Genomic DNA, 18,991 nt, shown 5'->3' on the forward strand with positions numbered 1-18,991 from the left:
GGCCTTGGCCGTGTCGGCCTTGGCCGTGTCGGCCTTGGCCGTGTCGGCCTTGGCCGTGTCGGCCTTGGCCGTGTCGGCCTTGGCCGTGTCGGCCGTGGTCGCGTCGGCCTGGTTGTTGTGGGCGCTCTTCGCGCCCCCGTTCTTGGTGGCGTCGCCCTTGATGGTGGCGTCGCCCTTGATGGTGGCGTCGCCCTTGATGGTGGCGTCGCCCTTCGCGGTGGCGTCGCCCTTCATGGTGGCGTTCGCGGCCGTGCTGGCGCTCTTCGGGGAACTGGCCTGCGCCGGGTCGTCCCGGGGCGTGCCGCTCGTCGTGGTCCCGGCCAGGGTGGTGGGCGTGTCGCCGGTGGGCGGCGTGGCCGGTCGGATCGGGCCATTGCCGGTGGACGTGGACCGCGCCTTCCCCGGCTTGGACTTTCCGGTCTTCATGCTGCCGGGCGCTCCGTCGGAAGCTGCTGGCGCAGGAAGTCGATGTCGGCGGCCTGGCCCGTTACGCCGCCCGGGGTCTCGACGACCACCGGCGCTCCGGCGGCCCGGATCACCGCCACCACCAGTTCCGGATCGATCGCTCCGCCGCCGAGGTTGTCGTGCCGGTCCTGGCCGGAGTTGAACGCGCCCTTGGAGTTGTTGGCGTGCACCAGATCGATCCGACCGGTGATCGCCTTCACCCGGTCGACAAGGCCGAGCAACTCCTCACCCCCGGCGTATGCGTGACACGTGTCCAGGCAGAAGCCGACCTCGTAATCGCCGATCGCGTCCCAGAGTCGGGCGAGCGCGTCCAGCCGGCGGGCGCACGCGTTGTCGCCGCCGGCCGTGTTCTCGATCAGGACCGGAACGCCGAATCCGCCGGAGTCGGCCGCGTACGCGAAGGTCTTGCGCCAGTTGTCGAAGCCGACCGCCAGGTCGTCCCCGGCGTTGACGTGCCCACCGTGGACGATCAGGCCCTTCGCGCCGATCTCGGCCGCTGCGGTCGCGTGCCCGAGCAGCAGCTTGCGGCTGGGGATGCGGATGCGGTTGTTGAGAGTCGCCACGTTGATGACGTACGGCGCGTGCACGTAGAGGTCGACCTCGGCGGCGCGCAGCCGCTCGGCGTCCTCCCGCAGCTTGGGGGCCTTCCATCCCTGCGGGTCGGAGAGGAAGAACTGCACGGTGTCGGCGGCCCGGGCGGCCGCCTCCGCCAGCGGGTCGGTCGAATCGACGTGGGCTCCGATACGCATGGCAGCGAGCCTACGTCGCGACCCCGACGGGTGCGGTGACGGCCTGCGCGATGTCGTCACCCCGGCTGACGACGATCGTTGATGGAACGGGACCCGGCGAGCGGGGTCCGGGGCTGGTCGCGGCGGGCCCGCTGCGCATGGCGACCGGTGCTCGTCAGCCCGAGAGCGAGGTCACCCCCGTGGCGCGGCCCGGCGCTGCGGGGGCGATCCCTCGACGTACCAGGCCGGCACGGCCGCAGAATCTAGGAAATTTCCGCCTTTTGCTCCTACAGGGGACGAGAGCCGTTGTATCGTCAGATAACAACACGATAAAGCTCCGCGGGGCGTCTCCGGTCCAACCTCATCGGTGTGGTCGTTCCTCCCCAGGTCCCACCCAAGGAATGCGGACGGGACGCTCCGCGGCCTCGTTGACGGGGGCTCGCCACCGACCAGTGACGGTCGGACGGCGAGCCCCCGTCGGCATGCCCGGGATGTCGACCCGACCGCCCCCGGGCATGATCGTCCGGACCGGGTATCCTGGTCAGGTTGTCCGCGTCCGGCCGGGTTCCCCCGGCACGTGCGGGCAGCGACGCACGACCTCCTGCCACGGAAGGACCGTGGCCGCTTAGCCCACAGGAGGTGAGCACGTCTTGCGTCATTACGAGATCATGGTGATCCTCGACCCCAGCCTCGAGGAGCGCACCGTCGCCCCGTCGCTCGACACGTACCTGAACGTGATTCGGACCGCGGGTGGCTCGGTTGAGAAGACGGACGTGTGGGGCCGCAGGCGCCTCGCGTTCGAGATCAACAAAAAGGCCGAGGGCATCTACGCCGTCGTCGACCTGCAGGCTACGCCTGCTGCCGTGGCCGAGCTGGACCGTCAGCTCCGGCTGAACGAGTCCGTGCTGCGCACCAAGGTCATCCGGCCGGAGATGCGCTAAGCATTCAGTCCGGCATTCAACCCGGTTCGCCCGGATCAGCCTCCGCGACTCTGTCGTACGGCTCTGGGAGCCTGTACGACGAGACGCTGAGTGCGCGAGGAGATGGTCATGGCAGGAGACACCACCATCACGGTCATCGGCAACCTGACCGATGACCCCGAGTTGCGGTTCACCCCGTCCGGTGCGGCGGTCGCCAAGTTCCGGGTCGCTTCGACGCCCCGTTTCATGGACAAGACCACCAATGAGTGGAAGGACGGCGAGCCGCTCTTCCTGGCTTGCACCGTGTGGCGTCAGGCGGCGGAGCACGTCGCCGAGTCGCTGCAGCGGGGCGCCCGCGTGATCGTCTCGGGCCGGCTGCGCCAGCGGTCCTACGAGACCCGCGAGGGCGAGAAGCGCACCGTCATCGAGCTTGAGGTCGACGAGATCGGCCCGTCGCTGCGCTACGCCACGGCGAAGGTGCAGAAGATGTCCCGCTCCGGTGGCGGTGGCGGCGGCTTCGGTGGCGGCGGTGGTGGTGGCCAGGGTGGCGGCGGAGGCAACTTCGACGACCCCTGGGCTTCGGCCGCACCTTCTCCCGCGCGTGCCGGTTCGGGCGGCAACTTCGACGAGGAGCCTCCGTTCTAATGGCGCCGAGCGCCCGCGATCGCAAACCAGGAGCAAGGTCAATGGCCAAGGCTGCGGCACTTCGCAAGCCGAAGAAGAAGGTGAACCCGCTCGACAAGGACGGGATCACCTACATCGATTACAAGGACACGGCGCTGCTGCGCAAGTTCATCTCCGACCGCGGCAAGATCCGCGCTCGGCGGGTCACCGGTGTGACCTCGCAGCAGCAGCGGCAGATCGCCCGCGCGGTCAAGAACGCCCGCGAGATGGCGCTTCTGCCGTACACCGCCACGGCCCGCTGAGAGGAGGCACCGATATGAAGATCATCCTGACTCAGGAAGTGTCCGGCCTCGGTGCCCCGGGCGACATCGTCGAGGTCAAGGACGGCTTCGGCCGTAACTACCTGCTGCCGCAGGGCTTCGCGATCGCCTGGACCAAGGGCGCGGAAAAGCAGGTCACGGTCATCAAGCGGGCCCGCTCGGCCCGTGAGATCCGCGACCTCGACCACGCGAACGAGGTCAAGGGCCAGCTTGAGGGTCTCAAGGTCAGCCTGAAGGCCCGCGCCGGCGACGGCGGTCGGCTCTTCGGCTCGGTCACCTCGGCCGAGATCGTCGACGCCGTCAAGGGCGCCGGCGGTCCGGTCCTCGACCGTCGCCGGCTGGAGGTGCCCGGTCACATCAAGTCGACCGGCACCTACCCGGTGAAGATCAAGCTGCACCCCGAGGTCACCGCGTCGTTCAACCTGAACGTCGTTCAGGGCTGACGACCCGCCCGACCACGACGAGGGCCCGCACCGAGCGATCGGTGCGGGCCCTCGCGCATCCGCCACAAGTGGCCCGGCTCGCCAGCCTCAGCCGATCGGTTGACCGGTCACCGCGCTGATCAGCACCGTGGAGAGACCACCGCCGACCACCGCCGCGGCGAGCGCGATCGTCGCCGACCGCCACGTCGTGCCGACCCGCCGCAGCAGCGCCGCCACCACCAGACTGCTCGCCAGCGCCAACCCGAACCGCGGCGAGCCGGCGAGCAACGACTCCAACGCACGGGACCGTGCGGGGTCGCAGCCACCCCCACTGATGTCGGTGACACAACCGGCGGGCGCCTGCCCGTCCAGCGTCAGCAACCACAGGAAGACCAGCACCGCCGGCACCACATAGCAGGCGGTGGTGTAGAGCAGCGGCCGGACGGACCCACCCGGGTCAGGGTCGAGGAGGTCGTCCTCCAGACGACGCGCCCAACCGCCCGTCGCCACCGACTCGACCCGCTGCCGCACCGACGCCGTACCGACCGGCGACCGGTCCGCCCGACGCCCGGCACCGGCAGGGGGTACGGCAGCAGCGCGCGGCCTCGGAGCGGTGTAACCCACCACCGGCGACCGAGGCGCCGACGTCGTCATGTCCATCCAGCGCGGATCGTCACCGGACAACCGCGTACCGGACCAGAAACCGCTGTCCCGGCTCGGCCATCCCTCCGTCAGGCGATCCGAGCGGGGTGGCAACGTCCGGTCCCACTGGTCGTCCTCGACCGCGGACCGCTCCCACTGGCCGGTGCGGTCCGACCGCTCCCAACCACCGACACTCTCCCCCGGGGACCACTGCCCGCTCAGGTCCGTGGTGTCCGGGCCGGGCGGCGGCCACGCGTGCACACCCGACGCGTCCCACGGGTCCACCGCGGGCGCGTACGACGGATCCGCCTCCGCCGGCCGCTCCGACCCGCGTTCCCAGGGATCGACCGCCGGACGCGTCCACGACTCCTCCGCCGCGCGGCGGCTGCGCCGCGTCGGCCGGCTCACCTCCGGAGGGGATGCCGTCTCGGCCGCGCCCGCCTCCAGATCCCCACCGGACCAGATCACCTGGGGACGACCGGCCGGCGCACGACGGGGACGACGGTCGGGGGCCGCGCCGGAGACCGGTTCCTCCTCCGCCGAGTCGGCGCGCCGACGGCCGGCGTACCCCTGCTCCTGGGGACGGTCGAGCGTCCACTCCCGGGTGTGGTCCGAATCGGGGCCCGCGCCGATCGCCGGCTGCTCGCGCCAACCGCTCGCGTCGGCCCGTCGCCTGCCCGTCGCCTCGGCGCCGCGCCAGCCGGCACCGGAACTCGGGCGCTCGACCTCGGCCTCGGCCTCGACTTCGACTTCGACATCGGCCTCGGCCTCGACATCGTCCTCGTCGCGAGCGGCATGCCGGCCACCACCGTCAGCCCGTCGGACCCCCGACTCCAGCGCCCATCGCGGCAGGTAGGCGTCGACCGGTTCGTTCTGCCCACGGTCCCGCGCACGCTGCCGGCTGGAGGTGCGGTAGCGCGCGTCCTCGTCGTACGGATCGACCGGAGCGGGCAGCGCAGGCTGACCCCACGAGGCGGTTGGCGGACGCTCCCGCGGGCTGCCCTCCCCGCGTCCCCAGTCCCGGTAACTCACGGCCGGAGTGTGACCCTTCTGAACCCAAAGCGTAATCCGCTGTCCAGGTGTAGCCGTTCGCTGGAGATAGTACGGGAAGATCGTGTCACAGATCCGACCGAAATATCTTCCTCCACAGGGTGGGGATCGCGTTTTGCCAGGTCATCGGCTTGCGGCCGAGAATTCCCCAACGGTTTTCCACAGCCTGTGCACACCCTGCGCACATGCTCGTACGCCGGTGTCCACAGGTTGTCCCGAGGCTCGTCCACCGAGCCTGTTGAGTCGCTGACCTCGGGGTCCGTATGGTTGGCCCTCGACCGCCGGCGCGATGGCCCCCGATCGACCGGCTCGGTCGGGAGAACTGTCGTACCCCGGCGGTAGAGCTGGGACCAGATCCGACGCAGTGGAGGGGGGACCGGTGTCGGTCACCGACGACATGCGGGCGGAGGCACGGTCCGGCAACGGTCAGCCGCCCGTGCAGCGGGACGGCCAGTTCGACAAGACCCCGCCCCAGGACGTCGCCGCCGAGCAGTGCGTCCTCGGCGGCATGTTGCTCTCCAAGGACGCCATCGCCGACGTCGTCGAGATCCTCAAGACCAACGACTTCTACCGGCCGGTGCACGCCACCATCTTCGACATCATCCTCGACATCTACGGTCGGGGTGAGCCGGCTGACTCGATCACCGTCGCGGCGGCGCTCGCCGACTCCGGCGACCTCGTCCGCGTCGGCGGCGCGCCCTACCTGCACACCCTCATCGCCAGCGTGCCCACCGCCGCGAACGCCTCGTACTACGCGCGGATCGTCAGCGAGCGGGCGGTGCTGCGCCGGCTGGTCGAGGCCGGCACCAAGATCGTGCAGCTGGGCTACGGCACCGCCAGCGGCGGCAGCCGCGACGTCGACGACGTTGTGGACCTTGCCCAGCAGGCCGTCTACGACGTCACCGAACGCCGGGTCAGCGAGGACTTCGCAGTCCTGGCTGACATGCTCCAGCCGACGCTGGACGAGATCGAGGCGGTGGGCGCGCAGGGCGGCGTCATGACCGGTGTGCCAACCGGCTTCAGCGACCTGGACCGGCTGCTCAACGGCCTGCACGCGGGGCAATTGATCATCGTGGCCGGCCGGCCCGGTCTTGGCAAGGCGCTCGCGCTCGACACCCCGCTGCCGACCCCGGACGGCTGGACCACGATGGGCGAGGTCCGTGTGGGTGATCAACTGCTGGCGGCGGACGGCAGCCCCACCACCGTCACGCACGCCTTCGACGTCATGCACGGCCGCACCTGCTACGAGGTCGAGTTCTCGGACGGCACCGTGATCGTGGCGGACGCAGAGCATCTCTGGAAGACGACCAGCGGGGCAAGCCGACGGCAGAAGCCGAGCCAGCAGAGGCGGTACTGGCCGGAGGAGTCGCTGGTCAGGCCGCGCGCTGCGCGCGAGAGGTACAGCGGGGCAGGGAACCAGCCGATCACGTTGTTCGAAGCTGTGGAGCAGATCGGGCCGGAGTTCCGCCACGTCCTGCAGACTGTTGCTTCCGAGGTCGGTTCGACCGGTCGGCTAGCCCGCCCCACTGTTCGCAACGGGAAGCCGCGAAACTGGACCGCGCCCGGTTACCCGTCCGGCACGCTGCTGGATGCCCTCCTCCGCCGGGCTGACCACACGGCGTCGGCTGGCACTCGAGTCGATCACGACGCCGTGGTCACCACTGCTGAAATCGCTGCCACATTGCGTACCGACACTGGCGAGCGACGGCTCAACCATGCGGTACGGAACACCGCCCCGCTCTGCCTCCCGGAGCGGCAGCTACCGATTCCGCCCTACACGCTCGGGGCCTGGCTCGGCGACGGGCACAGTCAAGCCAGCCGGCTCACCACGGCTGACGCTGAAATGCTCCAGCACATCGAAGCGGACGGCTTCGTCGTTCGACCTAGCGGTCCATTGGTGTACACCATTCTGCTGCCGACCCCCTCCGTTGTTCCGGCGAACGGTGTGTGCGTGGACTGCGGCGCGTCCACCCGGGCGCTGCGGGAAAATTCCGCCACTCGGCGATGCGCTGGTTGCCACAACCAGAACGGCTCTTTCCTCGGACTGCTGCGTCAGACCGGGGTAGCGCCGACCAAGCACATCCCGGCCGCTTACCTGCGCGCCTCCGAGGTCCAGCGCCGGGCGCTCCTCGCGGGCCTGATGGATACGGACGGCACCGTCGCCCCAGCCGGGAACTTGCAGTACACGTCGACCTCGAAGCGGCTGGCTGATGATGCTCTTGAGCTCATCGCCAGCCTCGGCTACCGCTGCACCGTCAACGCCAAGCCGGTACGCGGGCGCACCCCCGAGTCGTCGATCGCATACACGTTGAACTTCTCCACGCCGGATGTCGTCTTCCGACTCAAGCGCAAGCAGGAGGCGCACGCCGAGCGCCGCCGTACCGCCTCGAACGTGCGCACGACCTCCCGCTTTATCGTCGACGTCCGCCAGGTGCCGAGCGTGCCGGTCCGTTGTGTCACGGTGGATAACCCCGACCATCTCTACCTGGCCAGCCGGGCGATGATTCCCACCCACAACAGCACTGCCAGTATGGACTTCGCCCGAAATGCCGCGATCCGCGCCAACCAGGCCGCAGCCATCTTCTCGCTGGAAATGAGCAAGGTCGAGATCGTCATGCGACTGCTCTCGGCCGAGGCGCGGGTGCCGCTGCACGTGTTGCGCAGCGGCCAGCTCTCCGACGACGACTGGACCAAGCTGGCCCGGTGCATGGGCGAGATCAGCGAGGCGCCGCTGTTCGTCGATGACACCCCGAGCATGAACCTGATGGAGATCCGGGCCAAGGCGCGCCGGCTCAAGCAGCGACACGACCTCAAGATGATCGTGGTCGACTACCTCCAGCTGATGACCTCGCCGAAGCGCACCGAAAGCCGGCAGCAGGAGGTCGCCGACCTCTCCCGTGGCCTCAAGCTGCTGGCCAAGGAGGTCGAGTGCCCGGTCATCGCGGTGAGTCAGCTCAACCGTGGCCCCGAACAACGCACCGACAAGCGTCCGCAATTGTCTGACTTGCGTGAATCGGGATGTCTGACTGCCGATACCCGGGTCGTTCGTGCAGACAACAACGCGGAGATCACGCTCGGTGAACTGCTGTCGAACCGGACGAAAGACATTCCAGTCTGGGCCCTCGACGAGGGTCTTCGCTATACCCCCCGCACCATGACCCACGTCTTCCCGAGCGGCACCCGTGAGGTGTTCCGGTTGACGCTGGCCTCAGGCAAGCAGATCGACGCAACGGCGAACCACCCCTTCCTTGCCTTCACGGGATGGGTGCCGCTGGGTGAACTGGCACCGGGAGACCGCATCGCCACGCCACGACACCTGCCGCCCCCGATGACGATCCGCCCGTGGGCTGAGGCAGAGGTCGTCATGCTGGCGCACCTGCTGGGCGACGGCTCCTTCGTGCGACGTCAGCCGATTCGCTATGCGAGCCGGGACGAGTTGAACCTGCACGCGGTGGCGGAGGCAGCGAAACATTTCGGCATCACCGCCCTGCGCGACGACTATGCGGCCGCGAGGGTGACCACCCTGCGGCTGCCTGCCCCCTTCCGGCCGGCCCGAGGCCGACGTAACCCGATAGCGGAGTGGCTGGACGGCTTGGGCCTCTTCGGTCTGCGCTCGCACGAGAAGTTCATCCCATCCTCGGTCTTCGGACTTCCCAAGGAGCAGGTGACCGTCTTCCTGCGGCATTTCTGGGCCACTGACGGCTCGGTCACCGTCAACAGTTCAGGCCGCGGCGGACGGGTCTCCTTCTCGTCCACGAGTCGGCGAATGTTGGAAGACATCTCCAGGCTGCTTCTGAGGTACGGCATCACTGCCCGTCTCCGGGCCGTGTCGGTGGTTGGCCACCGTCCCCAGTACACGCTCGACATCTCCGGCCGGGACGACCAGTTGAGGTTTCTGCGTGAGATTGGAGTCCACGGCCAGCGGTCGGAGGGTTGTGCTGCTCTGCTTGCCGCCCTGGAATCGACGGAGAGCAATACCGGCGTCGACACGGTCCCCCGCGAGGTCTGGTCCAAGGTCAAGGAAATCCTGGTCGAGCAGGGGATGTCCCACCGAGAGTTCGCGAAGGCCATCGGCACCCAGTTGGTCACCGACCCCAGGTCGATGGCGTCCAGGGAGTTCTGCGGCAGCACGCTCTCGAAGCACGCGCCCAGCCGCTCTCGGCTCGCGGCGGTTGCCGCGGTGCTCGACTCTGCCGACCTCGACCTGCACGCGACCAACGACATCTTCTGGGACTCGATCGTGTCTATCGAGCCAATCGGTGAGCAGGAGGTGTTCGACGCGACGGTTCTCGGTACACACAACTTCGTGGCGAACGGCATCGCCACCCACAACTCGATCGAGCAGGACGCCGACGTTGTCATCCTTCTGCACCGCGACGACTACTATGACAAGGAGTCACCGCGGGCCGGGGAAGCGGATTTTATTGTTGCTAAGCATCGAAATGGGCCGACCGACACGGTGACGGTCGCGGCCCAGCTGCATCTGTCGCGATTCGTGGACATGGCTATCGGCTGATCGGCGTCCTCGGCGCAACGTGCCGCTCGCCGATCTTCCGACTGCGACAATCGGCCGAGCCCGCCTTGAGGTAGGCATCACCCCAGGCTGAGGTCGTGCTCCTCGAGAGCGGCCTGGATGATGTCGAGCGCCTTCGGGCCCATGCCGTGTAGCGCGGCCAGTTCCGTACGGGGCACCCCGGCCAGCTTGCGCAGAGTCGTGTAGCCCGCATTGTGCAAAGCGCGCGTGGCCGGCGCACCGATCTTCGGCAGCGTGTCGGTTGAAGGTTTCACGTCTTCCTCGTTCATCACGTCACCCCGATGAGGCGGCGCGGACCGCCGCCGGGGCGGTCTCCCTCCACAGCCGGACGATGCCGCTCGGCCGGTCGAAGGCGGACGCCGACCGCCGGATCCACCAGGCGTGTCGGGCGGCCTCGATCGGGACCGGCGTTGCCCGGGTCGACCGCGTGTACCGACCCGGGCGGAATCTTCGGCCGGACTCAGCCGAACATCTCGTCGAGGAAGCTCTTGCGCTTCTTCTGCCGGTAATGGCCGTGGTAGCCGTGGTGCTGCTGCTGGTGGCCGTAGGCGGGTGCCGGCGGGTAGCCGTGCGCGGGCGGTGGGGGCGGCGGCGGGGGGACGGCGCCGTAACCGGGCTGGTGCTGGACGGGCGGAGGCGGCGGGTAGCCACCCGGCTGCTGTGCCGGCGCGGTCGGTTCGGCCTGCTGGCGACTCCAGTTGGCCTCTGCCTCGAACAGCTTCTCGAGTTCGCCACGGTCGAGGAAGATTCCCCGGCACTCGTCGCACTGGTCGATGACGACGCCGCTGCGCTCGTACTGACGCATCTCGCCGCGACACTTGGGACAGATGAGGCTACTCATCACACGACGGTACCCGGTCGACCTAGGCGATTGCTGTGAGCGCCTCGATGACTTCGTCGTCGGAGACCTCGTGGAAATCGTCGTAGTAGACGCTGACCGAGCCGAAATCAGGCGGGCGCTGGGCGCAGACGACCTGGTCGGCCTCGGCGGCCAGCAGTTCGTACGCCTCCTGGGCACCGACCGGCACGGCCACCACCACCCGGCGGGCACCGAGCCGGCGGGCGACCTCGACGGCGGCACGGGCGGTCGCGCCGGTGGCCAGACCGTCGTCGACGATCACGGCGACGCACCCGGTGAGGTCCAGTGGTGGGCGACCGCCCCGGTAGAGCCGCTCCCGGCGCTCCAGCTCAGCCTGTTCGCGGTGGCTGACCTCGGCGATGTCGTCGCTGCTGAGACGACTGGCGATCGCGTCGTTGAGCACCTGCACCCCGCCCGGGCCGAGCGCGCCGAAGGCGACCTCCCGCGCCCAGGGCATGCCGAGCTTGCGGACGACCAGCACGTCGAGGGGGGCTCCGAGCCGTTCGGCGACGACCCGGGCCACCGGCACGCCGCCGCGGACCAGGCCGAGGACGACGGCATCCGGTTCGCCGACCAGGGCGGTGAGGCGCTCGGCGAGCACCCGTCCCGCATCGGCGCGGTCTCGGTACGTGGTCATGCCTTCAGGTGTACGCCGTGCGGCGTGGTTCCGCCCGCCGGTTACGCCGATGTGGTCCGACCGGGCAGGTGCTCGGGCGTCGGAGTGGTCGGTGCGGGCTCCGGGCGGTGCAGGGCGGGTGCCCAGACGAGCAGGGCGAGCGGGTACAGCAGGTAGCCGAACCGGGTGGAGGGCATGAGAGCGATGGCGGCGAGTAGCCCGTACCCGCAGATCAGTGCGCTGGCCGCGGCGGTGCCGGGCGGGCGGCGCGCGAGTCGGACGGCGATGGCCGCGCCGGCCACGACCAGGAGGGCGGCCGCGATCAGCCGGCCTCCGGGCAGCGCGGTGGCGATCAGATGACCGGGGAACGGGGATTGCGCCGGGCTGGTGACCAGGCCGTGGCCGAGCGGGAAGCGCAGCACGTTCTCGGTCAGCGCGTCGCGGTCGACCAGCAGCGCCGGGACGAGGGCGACCACGGGCAGCCCGATGGCACCGGCAGCGACCCGGGCACCGGCTCGCCGGGTCAGGCCCCAGACGATCAGGACCAGGGCGATCGGCCAGGCGAACAGTTTCAGCGCGCCGGCCAGCCCGACCGCGAGGCCGGCACGGCCCGGCCGCCCGGCGGCGGCGAGCGCGAGGGCCAGCAGGCAGAGGGCGAGCACGGGTAGGTCGTCGCCGCCGGTCGCCAGGGTGAGCGCGCAGATGGGCAGGACGGTGGCGGCCTGCACTCCGCGCAGCAGGGCGGCGTCCTCCCGCCGGCGATCCCCGCCGAGGGTGGCGGGCGCGGCGCGCAGGGTGACCACGGCCAGGGCGAGCGCCAGCGCGGTGCCTACCGCGAACCACACGCGGGCGTCGGTCCACCAGGTGTCGACGAGTGCCCGGGGCAGGCCGAACATGGCCATGCCCGGCTGGTAGGGCGTGTAGCCGAGCAGTTGTTCACCGGGTGGCAGGGCGGCGATCGCGTCCCTCCCGAGGTACGGCGTGCCGTGGTCGAGCAGGCGGATGCCGGCCTGCTCGACGACCAGCACCTCCTCCTGCGCCCGGTCGGTGCGTCCGTTGGCCCGTTCGACGCTCTGCCAGAGCACGGGTAGCAGTGCGGTGGTCACCCAGGCGAAGCCGGTCACCGCCCAGCGGGCCGGGAGACCGACCAGTCGGGGGTTGCGCCGGCGTACCACGAGTTGGACGAGCACCGCCAGCGTCGCGACCAGGTAGCCGGTGGCGGCGACGGCACCCCAGGCCCGGTGCGGCAGGAGGGTCGACGTGCTCGCGGTGATCGCCGCGAAGAGGGCCGAGACGGAGTAGAGGCCCAGGTCGAGCGCGAGTCCGCCGGCGGCGGTGTCGAGCGTCCGCCAGCTTCGGCGGCGGGCGGTCGGGGCGTCGGCGGTCACGGGCGTCAGTCTGGCAGATCTCGCTGCTCACCTCGCTGTCCGCGTGGCCGCGCCTGGGGGTTTCGCCGGGCGCCGGGGGTCGTACTCGGTCAGGCCGGGAGGTGGCGGTCCGGGCGGGAGCGGCCGGTCTGACGGCGGGTCTGGTTGAGCCGGATCACCGCGCCGGTGTCGTGCAGCGGCGGTGCCAGAGTCCCGGGTTGACCACCCGATCCGCGCTGCAACGCGGCGAGCAGGGTGCCGGCGGGCATCGGTCGGGCGAACAGGTGGCCCTGACCGGCCGTGCAGCCCAACTCCCAGAGGGCGCGCCGCTGCGGTTCGCTCTCCACGCCCTCGGCGACCACCGCCAGGTTGAGACTGCGGCCCAGGTCGAGGGTGGATCGGATGACGGCCGCGGCTTCGGCCGAACTCTCCATGGTCGTGACGAAGCTGCGGTCGATCTTGAGCTCGTGCACGGGTATCCGGGAGAGCAGGGAAAGTGAGGAGTAGCCGGTGCCAAAGTCGTCCAGCGCCAATCGGACGCCCTCGTCGCGTAGCCGGTTGAGTACCCGGTCGACCACGTCGAGCTGGCTGAGCGTCAACGTCTCGGTCAGCTCCAGTACCAGCCGCTCCGGCGGGAGGTCGTGGGCGCGCAGCCGGGCCAGCACCGAGCCGGGGAAGCGTGCGTCGAGCAGGCTGCGCGGTGAGACGTTGACCGCGACCGGTACGTCGAATCCGGCGTCGCGCCAGTCGGCCGCGGCGATCAGTGCCTGGTCGAGGATCGCCTCGGCGAAGGCCGGCAGCATTCCCGAACGCTCCACCGCCTCCAGGAAACGCAGCGGATCGATCAGCCCGTGGGTGGGATGGTGCCAGCGGGCCAGCGCCTCGGCGCTGGTCACCTCGCCGGTGCCCAGATCGACGATCGGTTGGAAGTTGACGATGAACTCGTGGTCGGCGACCGCGCGCGGCAGATCACCGCCGAGGGTGAGACGGTTCAGGTCGGCGGTGTCCCGGGCCGGGGCGTAGGTGGAGATCCGCTGGCCGGCCCGCTTCGCCTGGTACATCGCCACGTCCGCGCGGCGCAGCAGCTCGGGCATGCCACCGCTGGCCGGGGCCACGGAGATCCCGCCGCTGGCCTCGACGCTGATCCGCATGCCGTCCAGTTCGAACGGCTCGTGCAGGGCGGCGAGCAGCGTCTCGGCCCGGTGCGCGGCCACCGCCGGGGCCGGTAGCCCGCGCAGGAGTACGGCGAACTCGTCGCCGCCGAGGCGGGCCACCAGGTCGCTCGACTGAGCGGCCCCGCGGAGCCGGTCGGCGACCTGGACCAGCACCTGGTCGCCGGCAGCGTGGCCGAGGGTGTCGTTGACCTCCTTGAAGTGGTTGAGGTCGATCAACACCAGCGCGGTCACCCCGTCGGCGTGCCGGGCGCTGAGCTGCTCGGTGCCCTGGTCGAGCAGGTGCCGCCGGTTCGCGAGGTCGGTGAGCGCGTCGTGCGCGGCGGCGTACGCGTGCTCGTTGGCCACCCGGGCCAGCTCCGCGTACGCCTGTGCGTTGCGGACCGCAGTGCAGAGAGCCGAGGCGAAGGTACGCAGCGTGTACTGCTCCCGCTCGGACAGCTCGACCGGCCCACGGAAGCGCAGGCGCAGGACGCCGACGTCGACGGAGCTGTCGTGGCCCTCCAGCGGGGTGGGCACGATGGTGCCGTCCACCTCGGTCGGCGTGTCGGTCGGTCCGTCGAAGGTGATGCCGCCGGTGGTGCCCCGGACAGTGCGCCCACCGTCGCGCAGCTCGATCTCGACCTCGTCTGCGGAGAACAGTTCGGCGGCCTGGGTGACGGCGGTGGTGAGCACGTTGTCCAGGTCCACCACGTTGAGCGCGTCGGTGGTGCGAGCGAGTCGCTGCCATGCCTGCTGTTCGGTGCGGCCACGGATCCGTGCGGAGTAGGCGAGGTGCAGGCTCAACATCAGTGGCGGGACGGCAAGCAACAGTCGGGGATCCTCCCGGAGGATGAGGAGCGTGCAGAAAGCCACGATGAAGCGCACGCCGAAGCCGGCAAGCCGCAGGTCGAGGTTGTTCAGAAACCGATGGGAAACCGGTGTGCCGGTGGCCAGCGCGATCACCGGGATCGCCAGCAGATCGTCGAGCAGCGCCGCTACCAGGTAGATCACACCGAGGAGAGAGGCCAGTTCGACCACGCCGGCCGACGGCCAGTGCCAGTGAACGGCCAGAGTGGCGACGCCCGCCCCACCGGCCACCAGGATGTTCTTGCTGACTGCGAAGGCCGCCTTGATCATGGGCAGCTTCATGATGGCCGACCCCACACCGACGCCGGCCCCCGTTGCCAGCACCACCCAGGAGGGTGGTGCGACGGCGAGTCCTATCACGATCGCCGTTTCGACCCAGGTGATCGCGTGTGTGGTTGAGCGGATGCGGATAGGCGCCATGACGATCGTGCCGAGCGCAGTCATGAAGGTCAGCGCCACGAACGTCGCGCCGTCGCCCACGGAGACGGGCGGACGGGTCAACACGTTGGCCCCGGCGACGACTGTGGGGACGATTGCCATTACGACGATGAGACCGACGAGCAGCAGGAGCTGTCGGTCTGTCCTGGGACTCTGCGGTGACCCCTGGATCATGAAGCTCCCGTCGTCGCCGACAGTTACCTGTTGACGACGGGAGCTTACCGCTCAGTGCCACCCGGATGTCAGTACCAGTCGCTGCCGCGCATTGCATGCTCCCTCCACTCGTCCGGCCGTTTCCGTATTCCGGAACCGTTCTCGTGACGGGAAGCCTAAGAGGAGTTGCGCGGTTTTAGTAGCAATAAATGTCGGTATACGCAACATTAGCCAAGCTGGCGAGCTTTGTGACGGTCTGTCCATGCCGCCTGAGCGGAGCGCGGTCGTACTGCACTGGCGATCCGCAGCTTGCGTGCTGCTGCGAGGCTATCGGCGTTGCCACCTCCTCCCTAGTGTGGCGACGGTGTGCAGTTGGCCTCATCCGTCAGTTCGGGTCCAGGCTAAATCCGGTCGGGCGGAATCTGGTCTCTCCTGCCTGGTCGGTGTGGGTTTGGGTGGCCTGGTCGAGGAGTTGGTTCGAATTGCGGACACCGTTAGCCTTTCCCAGCGTGATCAGCTAAACACCGATGGATGTGAATTCGTGGGAACGGTGGAGGTCAACCTGCTCGGTGTGACATGGAGGTGCTGCTTGCCGAGCACAAGTTGCACCTGGGTACGCCGAAACAACGGGTAATCTTCGCGATGCTCGCGGTCCAACCAAGCCGGTTGGTGGCGTTGGTCAATCTCATAGACGAGCTGTGGGTCGATCACCCTCCGCGATCCGCGGTGGCGAATGTGCGGACCTGTGCGGCCAATCTCCGCCGAGAGTTCGAGACGTCAGAGCTCGCGGAAGCGACTCTCGTGCGGCAAGGAACGGCTATCGGCTCACCTTGCGGCCGGAGGTGATCGATGTCTTCTGCTTCCAGAAGGAGCTCCACGCCGGCCGGGACGCTCTGCTCGGTGGCTTCTGTCGCGTATCGACGAACGGGGGAGGTTCTGCCCCTGGGCAGAACCAGGTTGTCGAGACGCGCCCGCCGCCCAGGTCTCCCCCCAGCGCCCTCGGTGGCGGGTCCAGCCCTCGGTGGCGGGTCCAGCCAGGAAGGGGCGACGTCGAGTGGACAGGCCGTCGCACCCGGCGAGATGCTGTGCCGTCGCCCCTTCCGAACGCGCCAGCGTCGTACCACACCGATAGGCTCACGACCGTGACCGAACCCGCACAGCTCAGCCACGTCGACCGTGCCGGCGCGGCCCGCATGGTCGATGTCTCCGCCAAGTCGGTGACCGGGCGGTTGGCGGTCGCGGCCGGCCGATTGCGCACCACATCCGAGGTCATCGACCTGCTGCACCGGGACGGGCTGCCCAAGGGTGACGCGCTGGCGGTGGGTCGGCTCGCCGGCATCATGGGAGCCAAACGCACTCCGGAGCTGATCCCGCTCTGCCACCCCATCGCCCTGCACGGGGTCACCGTCGACCTGCGGTTGACGACCGACACCGTGGAGATCACCGCCACCGCCCGCACGGCGGACCGGACGGGGGTCGAGATGGAGGCGCTGACCGCCGTCGCGGTCGCCGGTCTCGCACTCATCGACATGGTCAAGGCGGTCGACCCGGCGGCCTCGGTGGAGGCGGTCCGGGTGCTGCGCAAGGAGGGCGGCAAGACCGGCGAGTGGGTCCGGCCGGAGGATCGGCCGTGATCCGGGCCCGGGTGATCGTCGCGTCCAACCGGGCGGCGGCCGGCGTGTACGCCGACACCAGCGGCCCGTTGCTCGTCACGGGCCTGCGCGAGCTGGGCTGTCAGGTCGACGATCCGGTGGTGGTGCCCGACGGCGAGCCCGTCGGTGACGCCCTGCGAGATGCCCTCACCGACGGGCTTGACGTGGTGCTCACCAGCGGTGGCACCGGGGTCACCCCGTCGGATCGGACACCGGACGTGACCCGGGCCCTGCTGGACTACGAGATTCCCGGCATCGCCGAGGCGATCCGGTCACACAGTCGGGACCGGGTGCCCACCTCGGTGTTGTCCCGCGGCTTGGCCGGGGTGGCCGGCCGGATGCTGGTGGTCAACCTGCCCGGCTCGACAGGCGGTGCCCGCGACGGGCTGGCCGTGCTCGGGCCGATCCTCGGCCACACCGTCGACCAACTGCGCGGCGGCGACCATTAGGGCCTGACCGTGCCGGCTGTCCGCCCGTCCCGATAGGCTCGGTCGGTGAGAACGGAAACCACACCAACGGCGGACCGGGTCGCCGCGCCCCCGCCGGCAGGGTGGGAGGAGGCGCGGTCCCGGGTGTACGCGGTCGGCCTGGCCGCCGCACTGCCCGCCGTCGCCCGGCCGCTCGTCGACACCGACGGTCTGACCTTGGCCGAGCCGTTGACCACCCGCACCGACCTGCCCGCGTTCCCCACCTCGAGCGTGGACGGCTGGGCCGTCCGGGGCGACGGGCCGTGGCAGATCGTCGGCCGGGTGCTGGCCGGCAACACTCCCGGGCCACTCACCGAGGACGGCACGACCGTCGAGATCGCGACCGGAGCCATGGTCCCGGAGGGTGCCAGCGGCGTGCTGCGCATCGAGGAGTCCACCGTCACCGACAGCCTGGTCAGCGGCACGCCCCGGCAGACGCCGGAGTGGCGGCAGCCGGGCGAGGAGGCGTACGCCGATGAGGAACTGCTGCCCGTCGGTACGCCGGTCGACCCGGCGGTGATCGGCCTGGCCGCGTCCTGCGGGCACGACACGCTGCGGGTCCGGCGGGCGCCGCGCGCCGCGCTGCTGGTTTTCGGCGACGAGTTGCTGACGGCGGGTCCGCCGGCGGCGGGCCGCGTACGCGACGCGCTGGGCCCGGCGGTGCCGGCGTGGCTACGGCGGTACGGCTGCCAGGTCCGCCCCTCGGACGTGGTGGGTCCGGTGGCCGACACGCTGCCCGCGCACGTGGCGGCGCTGCGGACGGCACTGGCCAACGCCGACCTGGTCTGCACCACCGGCGGCACGATGCACGGTCCGGTCGACCACCTGCACCCGAGCCTGGAGGCGCTCGGCGCCGACTACGTGGTCAACACGGTGGCGGTCCGGCCGGGATTCCCGATGTTGCTGGCCCGGCTGGCCGATCCTGACGGGCGGGTCCGGTTCGTCGCCGGCCTGCCGGGCAATCCGCAGTCCGCCATCGTCGCGCTGGTGTCACTGGTCGCGCCGCTGCTCGCCGGGCTCCAGGGACGTTCGATGCCGGTGTTTCCGCAGGCCACGTTGGCCGAGGCGGTGCCCGGGCGCGGCGACCAGACCCACCTGGCGCTGGTTCGTGTGGACCGGGCCGCCGGCACGGCGTACCCGGTGCGGCACGTCGGTTCGGCGATGCTGCGCGGCCTCGCGGGCGCCGACGGGTTCGCCGTCATCCGGCCGGGCACCAGCGGTGCGCAGGGCGACCTGGTGCCGATCGTGCCGTTGCCGTTGCTGCCCGGGGAGCGGGCGTCGTGACCGGGCCGTCGATCACCATCGTCGAGGTCACCGACCGGCCCCTCGACCTCGCCGCGCACGAGGCGGCGGTCGCCGACCGCCGGGCCGGCGCGGTCGTCTCCTTCCAGGGCGTCGTGCGCGACCACGACCACGGGCGTGCGGTGGTGACCCTGCATTACGAGGGGCACCCCAGCGCCGCGCAGGTTCTGCGTGAGGTCGCCGCCGAGATCGCCGCCGACCCCGACGTGTACGCGGTAGCGGTCTCGCACCGGGTCGGGCCATTGGCCATCGGTGACGTGGCGCTGGTCGCCGCGGTGAGCACGGCACACCGCGCTGCGGCCTTCGCTGCCTGCGCCCGCCTGGTCGACGAGGCCAAGGCCCGGTTGCCGATCTGGAAGCGGCAGATCTTCGCCGACGGCACCGAAGAGTGGGTCAACTGTCCCTGACCGC

The 18,991-nt window shown here is 70.1% G+C and carries 16 protein-coding genes and 1 pseudogene; 9 read left to right on the forward strand and 8 right to left on the reverse strand.

The window, feature by feature from the left end:
• Both ACLQ24_RS09520 and ACLQ24_RS09525 read right to left on the reverse strand, forming a co-directional pair.
• Positions 1-426: pseudogene (locus ACLQ24_RS09520) on the reverse strand (hypothetical protein); the annotation flags it as partial.
• Entirely contained in the window at positions 423-1,214 is a 792-nt protein-coding gene (locus ACLQ24_RS09525; protein ID WP_425890495.1) for a deoxyribonuclease IV, read from the reverse strand. The gene ACLQ24_RS09525 and the pseudogene ACLQ24_RS09520, both read right to left, overlap by 4 nt.
• 629 nt (positions 1,215-1,843) lie before the next feature.
• Here ACLQ24_RS09525 and rpsF point away from each other — a divergent pair.
• From rpsF to rplI, 4 genes are all read left to right on the forward strand, one after another.
• A complete protein-coding gene (rpsF, locus tag ACLQ24_RS09530) occupies positions 1,844-2,134 on the forward strand; it encodes a 30S ribosomal protein S6 (protein WP_007453836.1) in 291 nt (96 codons plus the stop codon).
• 90 nt (positions 2,135-2,224) lie between these two features.
• Complete coding sequence (locus ACLQ24_RS09535; RefSeq protein WP_234582687.1) at positions 2,225-2,758, forward strand: single-stranded DNA-binding protein; 534 nt, start codon at positions 2,225-2,227, stop codon at positions 2,756-2,758.
• Between the two features lie 41 nt (positions 2,759-2,799).
• On the forward strand, positions 2,800-3,039 hold the full coding sequence (gene rpsR, locus ACLQ24_RS09540; protein ID WP_007073789.1) for a 30S ribosomal protein S18: 240 nt from the start codon (positions 2,800-2,802) through the stop codon (positions 3,037-3,039).
• Between the two features lie 14 nt (positions 3,040-3,053).
• Entirely contained in the window at positions 3,054-3,500 is a 447-nt protein-coding gene (rplI, locus tag ACLQ24_RS09545) for a 50S ribosomal protein L9 (protein ID WP_425890497.1), read from the forward strand.
• An 87-nt stretch (positions 3,501-3,587) separates the two neighbouring features.
• On the opposite strand, the gene ACLQ24_RS09550 is transcribed toward rplI, so the two are convergent.
• Entirely contained in the window at positions 3,588-5,153 is a 1,566-nt protein-coding gene (locus tag ACLQ24_RS09550; protein ID WP_425890498.1) for a hypothetical protein, read from the reverse strand.
• 526 nt (positions 5,154-5,679) lie between these two features.
• Between ACLQ24_RS09550 and ACLQ24_RS09555 the strand changes: the two genes are divergently transcribed.
• Positions 5,680-9,687, forward strand: a complete 4,008-nt coding sequence (locus ACLQ24_RS09555; RefSeq protein ID WP_425890500.1) for a replicative DNA helicase — start codon at positions 5,680-5,682, stop codon at positions 9,685-9,687.
• A gap of 77 nt (positions 9,688-9,764) precedes the next feature.
• Here the strand turns inward: ACLQ24_RS09555 and ACLQ24_RS09560 are convergent, their stop codons facing one another.
• The 5 genes from ACLQ24_RS09560 to ACLQ24_RS09580 all read right to left on the reverse strand — a co-directional run bounded on the left by ACLQ24_RS09560 (position 9,765) and on the right by ACLQ24_RS09580 (position 15,180).
• Complete coding sequence (locus ACLQ24_RS09560; protein ID WP_425890502.1) at positions 9,765-9,974, reverse strand: helix-hairpin-helix domain-containing protein; 210 nt, start codon at positions 9,972-9,974, stop codon at positions 9,765-9,767.
• A 191-nt stretch (positions 9,975-10,165) separates the two neighbouring features.
• Positions 10,166-10,546 carry a zf-TFIIB domain-containing protein gene (locus ACLQ24_RS09565; protein ID WP_425890504.1) on the reverse strand — a complete coding sequence of 127 codons (381 nt, stop codon included), beginning with the start codon at positions 10,544-10,546 and terminating at the stop codon, positions 10,166-10,168.
• A 22-nt stretch (positions 10,547-10,568) separates the two neighbouring features.
• Positions 10,569-11,201, reverse strand: coding sequence for a phosphoribosyltransferase (locus tag ACLQ24_RS09570; protein WP_425890505.1), 633 nt, complete (start codon positions 11,199-11,201; stop codon positions 10,569-10,571).
• Between the two features lie 41 nt (positions 11,202-11,242).
• Positions 11,243-12,568 (reverse strand): glycosyltransferase 87 family protein, encoded by a 1,326-nt coding sequence (locus tag ACLQ24_RS09575; protein WP_425890507.1) that lies wholly within the window; start codon positions 12,566-12,568, stop codon positions 11,243-11,245.
• A gap of 89 nt (positions 12,569-12,657) precedes the next feature.
• Positions 12,658-15,180: a putative bifunctional diguanylate cyclase/phosphodiesterase gene (locus tag ACLQ24_RS09580; protein ID WP_425890508.1), complete on the reverse strand. Its 2,523-nt coding sequence runs from the start codon at positions 15,178-15,180 to the stop codon at positions 12,658-12,660.
• 1,121 nt (positions 15,181-16,301) lie between these two features.
• Here ACLQ24_RS09580 and moaC point away from each other — a divergent pair.
• Genes moaC through ACLQ24_RS09600 form a run of 4 tightly spaced genes read left to right on the forward strand, consistent with a single transcriptional unit; the run spans position 16,302 to position 18,987 of the window.
• On the forward strand, positions 16,302-16,793 hold the full coding sequence (moaC, locus tag ACLQ24_RS09585; RefSeq protein WP_425890510.1) for a cyclic pyranopterin monophosphate synthase MoaC: 492 nt from the start codon (positions 16,302-16,304) through the stop codon (positions 16,791-16,793).
• On the forward strand, positions 16,790-17,260 hold the full coding sequence (locus ACLQ24_RS09590) for a MogA/MoaB family molybdenum cofactor biosynthesis protein (RefSeq protein WP_425890511.1): 471 nt from the start codon (positions 16,790-16,792) through the stop codon (positions 17,258-17,260). Before moaC ends, ACLQ24_RS09590 begins: the two co-directional genes overlap by 4 nt.
• Before the next feature lie 45 nt (positions 17,261-17,305).
• On the forward strand, positions 17,306-18,562 hold the full coding sequence (locus ACLQ24_RS09595) for a molybdopterin molybdotransferase MoeA (protein WP_425890513.1): 1,257 nt from the start codon (positions 17,306-17,308) through the stop codon (positions 18,560-18,562).
• Positions 18,559-18,987, forward strand: a complete 429-nt coding sequence (locus ACLQ24_RS09600) for a molybdenum cofactor biosynthesis protein MoaE (RefSeq protein ID WP_425890514.1) — start codon at positions 18,559-18,561, stop codon at positions 18,985-18,987. The genes ACLQ24_RS09595 and ACLQ24_RS09600 overlap by 4 nt, the downstream gene beginning before the upstream one ends.
• Positions 18,988-18,991: the final 4 nt, after the last annotated feature.

The sequence above is a fragment of the Micromonospora sp. DT4 genome (assembly GCF_049841675.1).
GTDB lineage: Bacteria > Actinomycetota > Actinomycetes > Mycobacteriales > Micromonosporaceae > Micromonospora.

Coding starts and splice junctions, on each gene's coding strand:
- ACLQ24_RS09555 (WP_425890500.1), top strand. CDS start 5,680: ATGTTGCTCTCCAAGGACGCCATCGCCGACGTCGTCGAGATCCTCAAG.
- rpsR (WP_007073789.1), top strand. CDS start 2,800: ATGGCCAAGGCTGCGGCACTTCGCAAGCCGAAGAAGAAGGTGAACCCG.
- ACLQ24_RS09570 (WP_425890505.1), bottom strand. CDS start 11,201: ATGACCACGTACCGAGACCGCGCCGATGCGGGACGGGTGCTCGCCGAG.
- rplI (WP_425890497.1), top strand. CDS start 3,054: ATGAAGATCATCCTGACTCAGGAAGTGTCCGGCCTCGGTGCCCCGGGC.
- ACLQ24_RS09565 (WP_425890504.1), bottom strand. CDS start 10,546: ATGAGTAGCCTCATCTGTCCCAAGTGTCGCGGCGAGATGCGTCAGTAC.
- ACLQ24_RS09580 (WP_425890508.1), bottom strand. CDS start 15,180: ATGATCCAGGGGTCACCGCAGAGTCCCAGGACAGACCGACAGCTCCTG.
- ACLQ24_RS09560 (WP_425890502.1), bottom strand. CDS start 9,974: ATGAACGAGGAAGACGTGAAACCTTCAACCGACACGCTGCCGAAGATC.
- ACLQ24_RS09525 (WP_425890495.1), bottom strand. CDS start 1,214: ATGCGTATCGGAGCCCACGTCGATTCGACCGACCCGCTGGCGGAGGCG.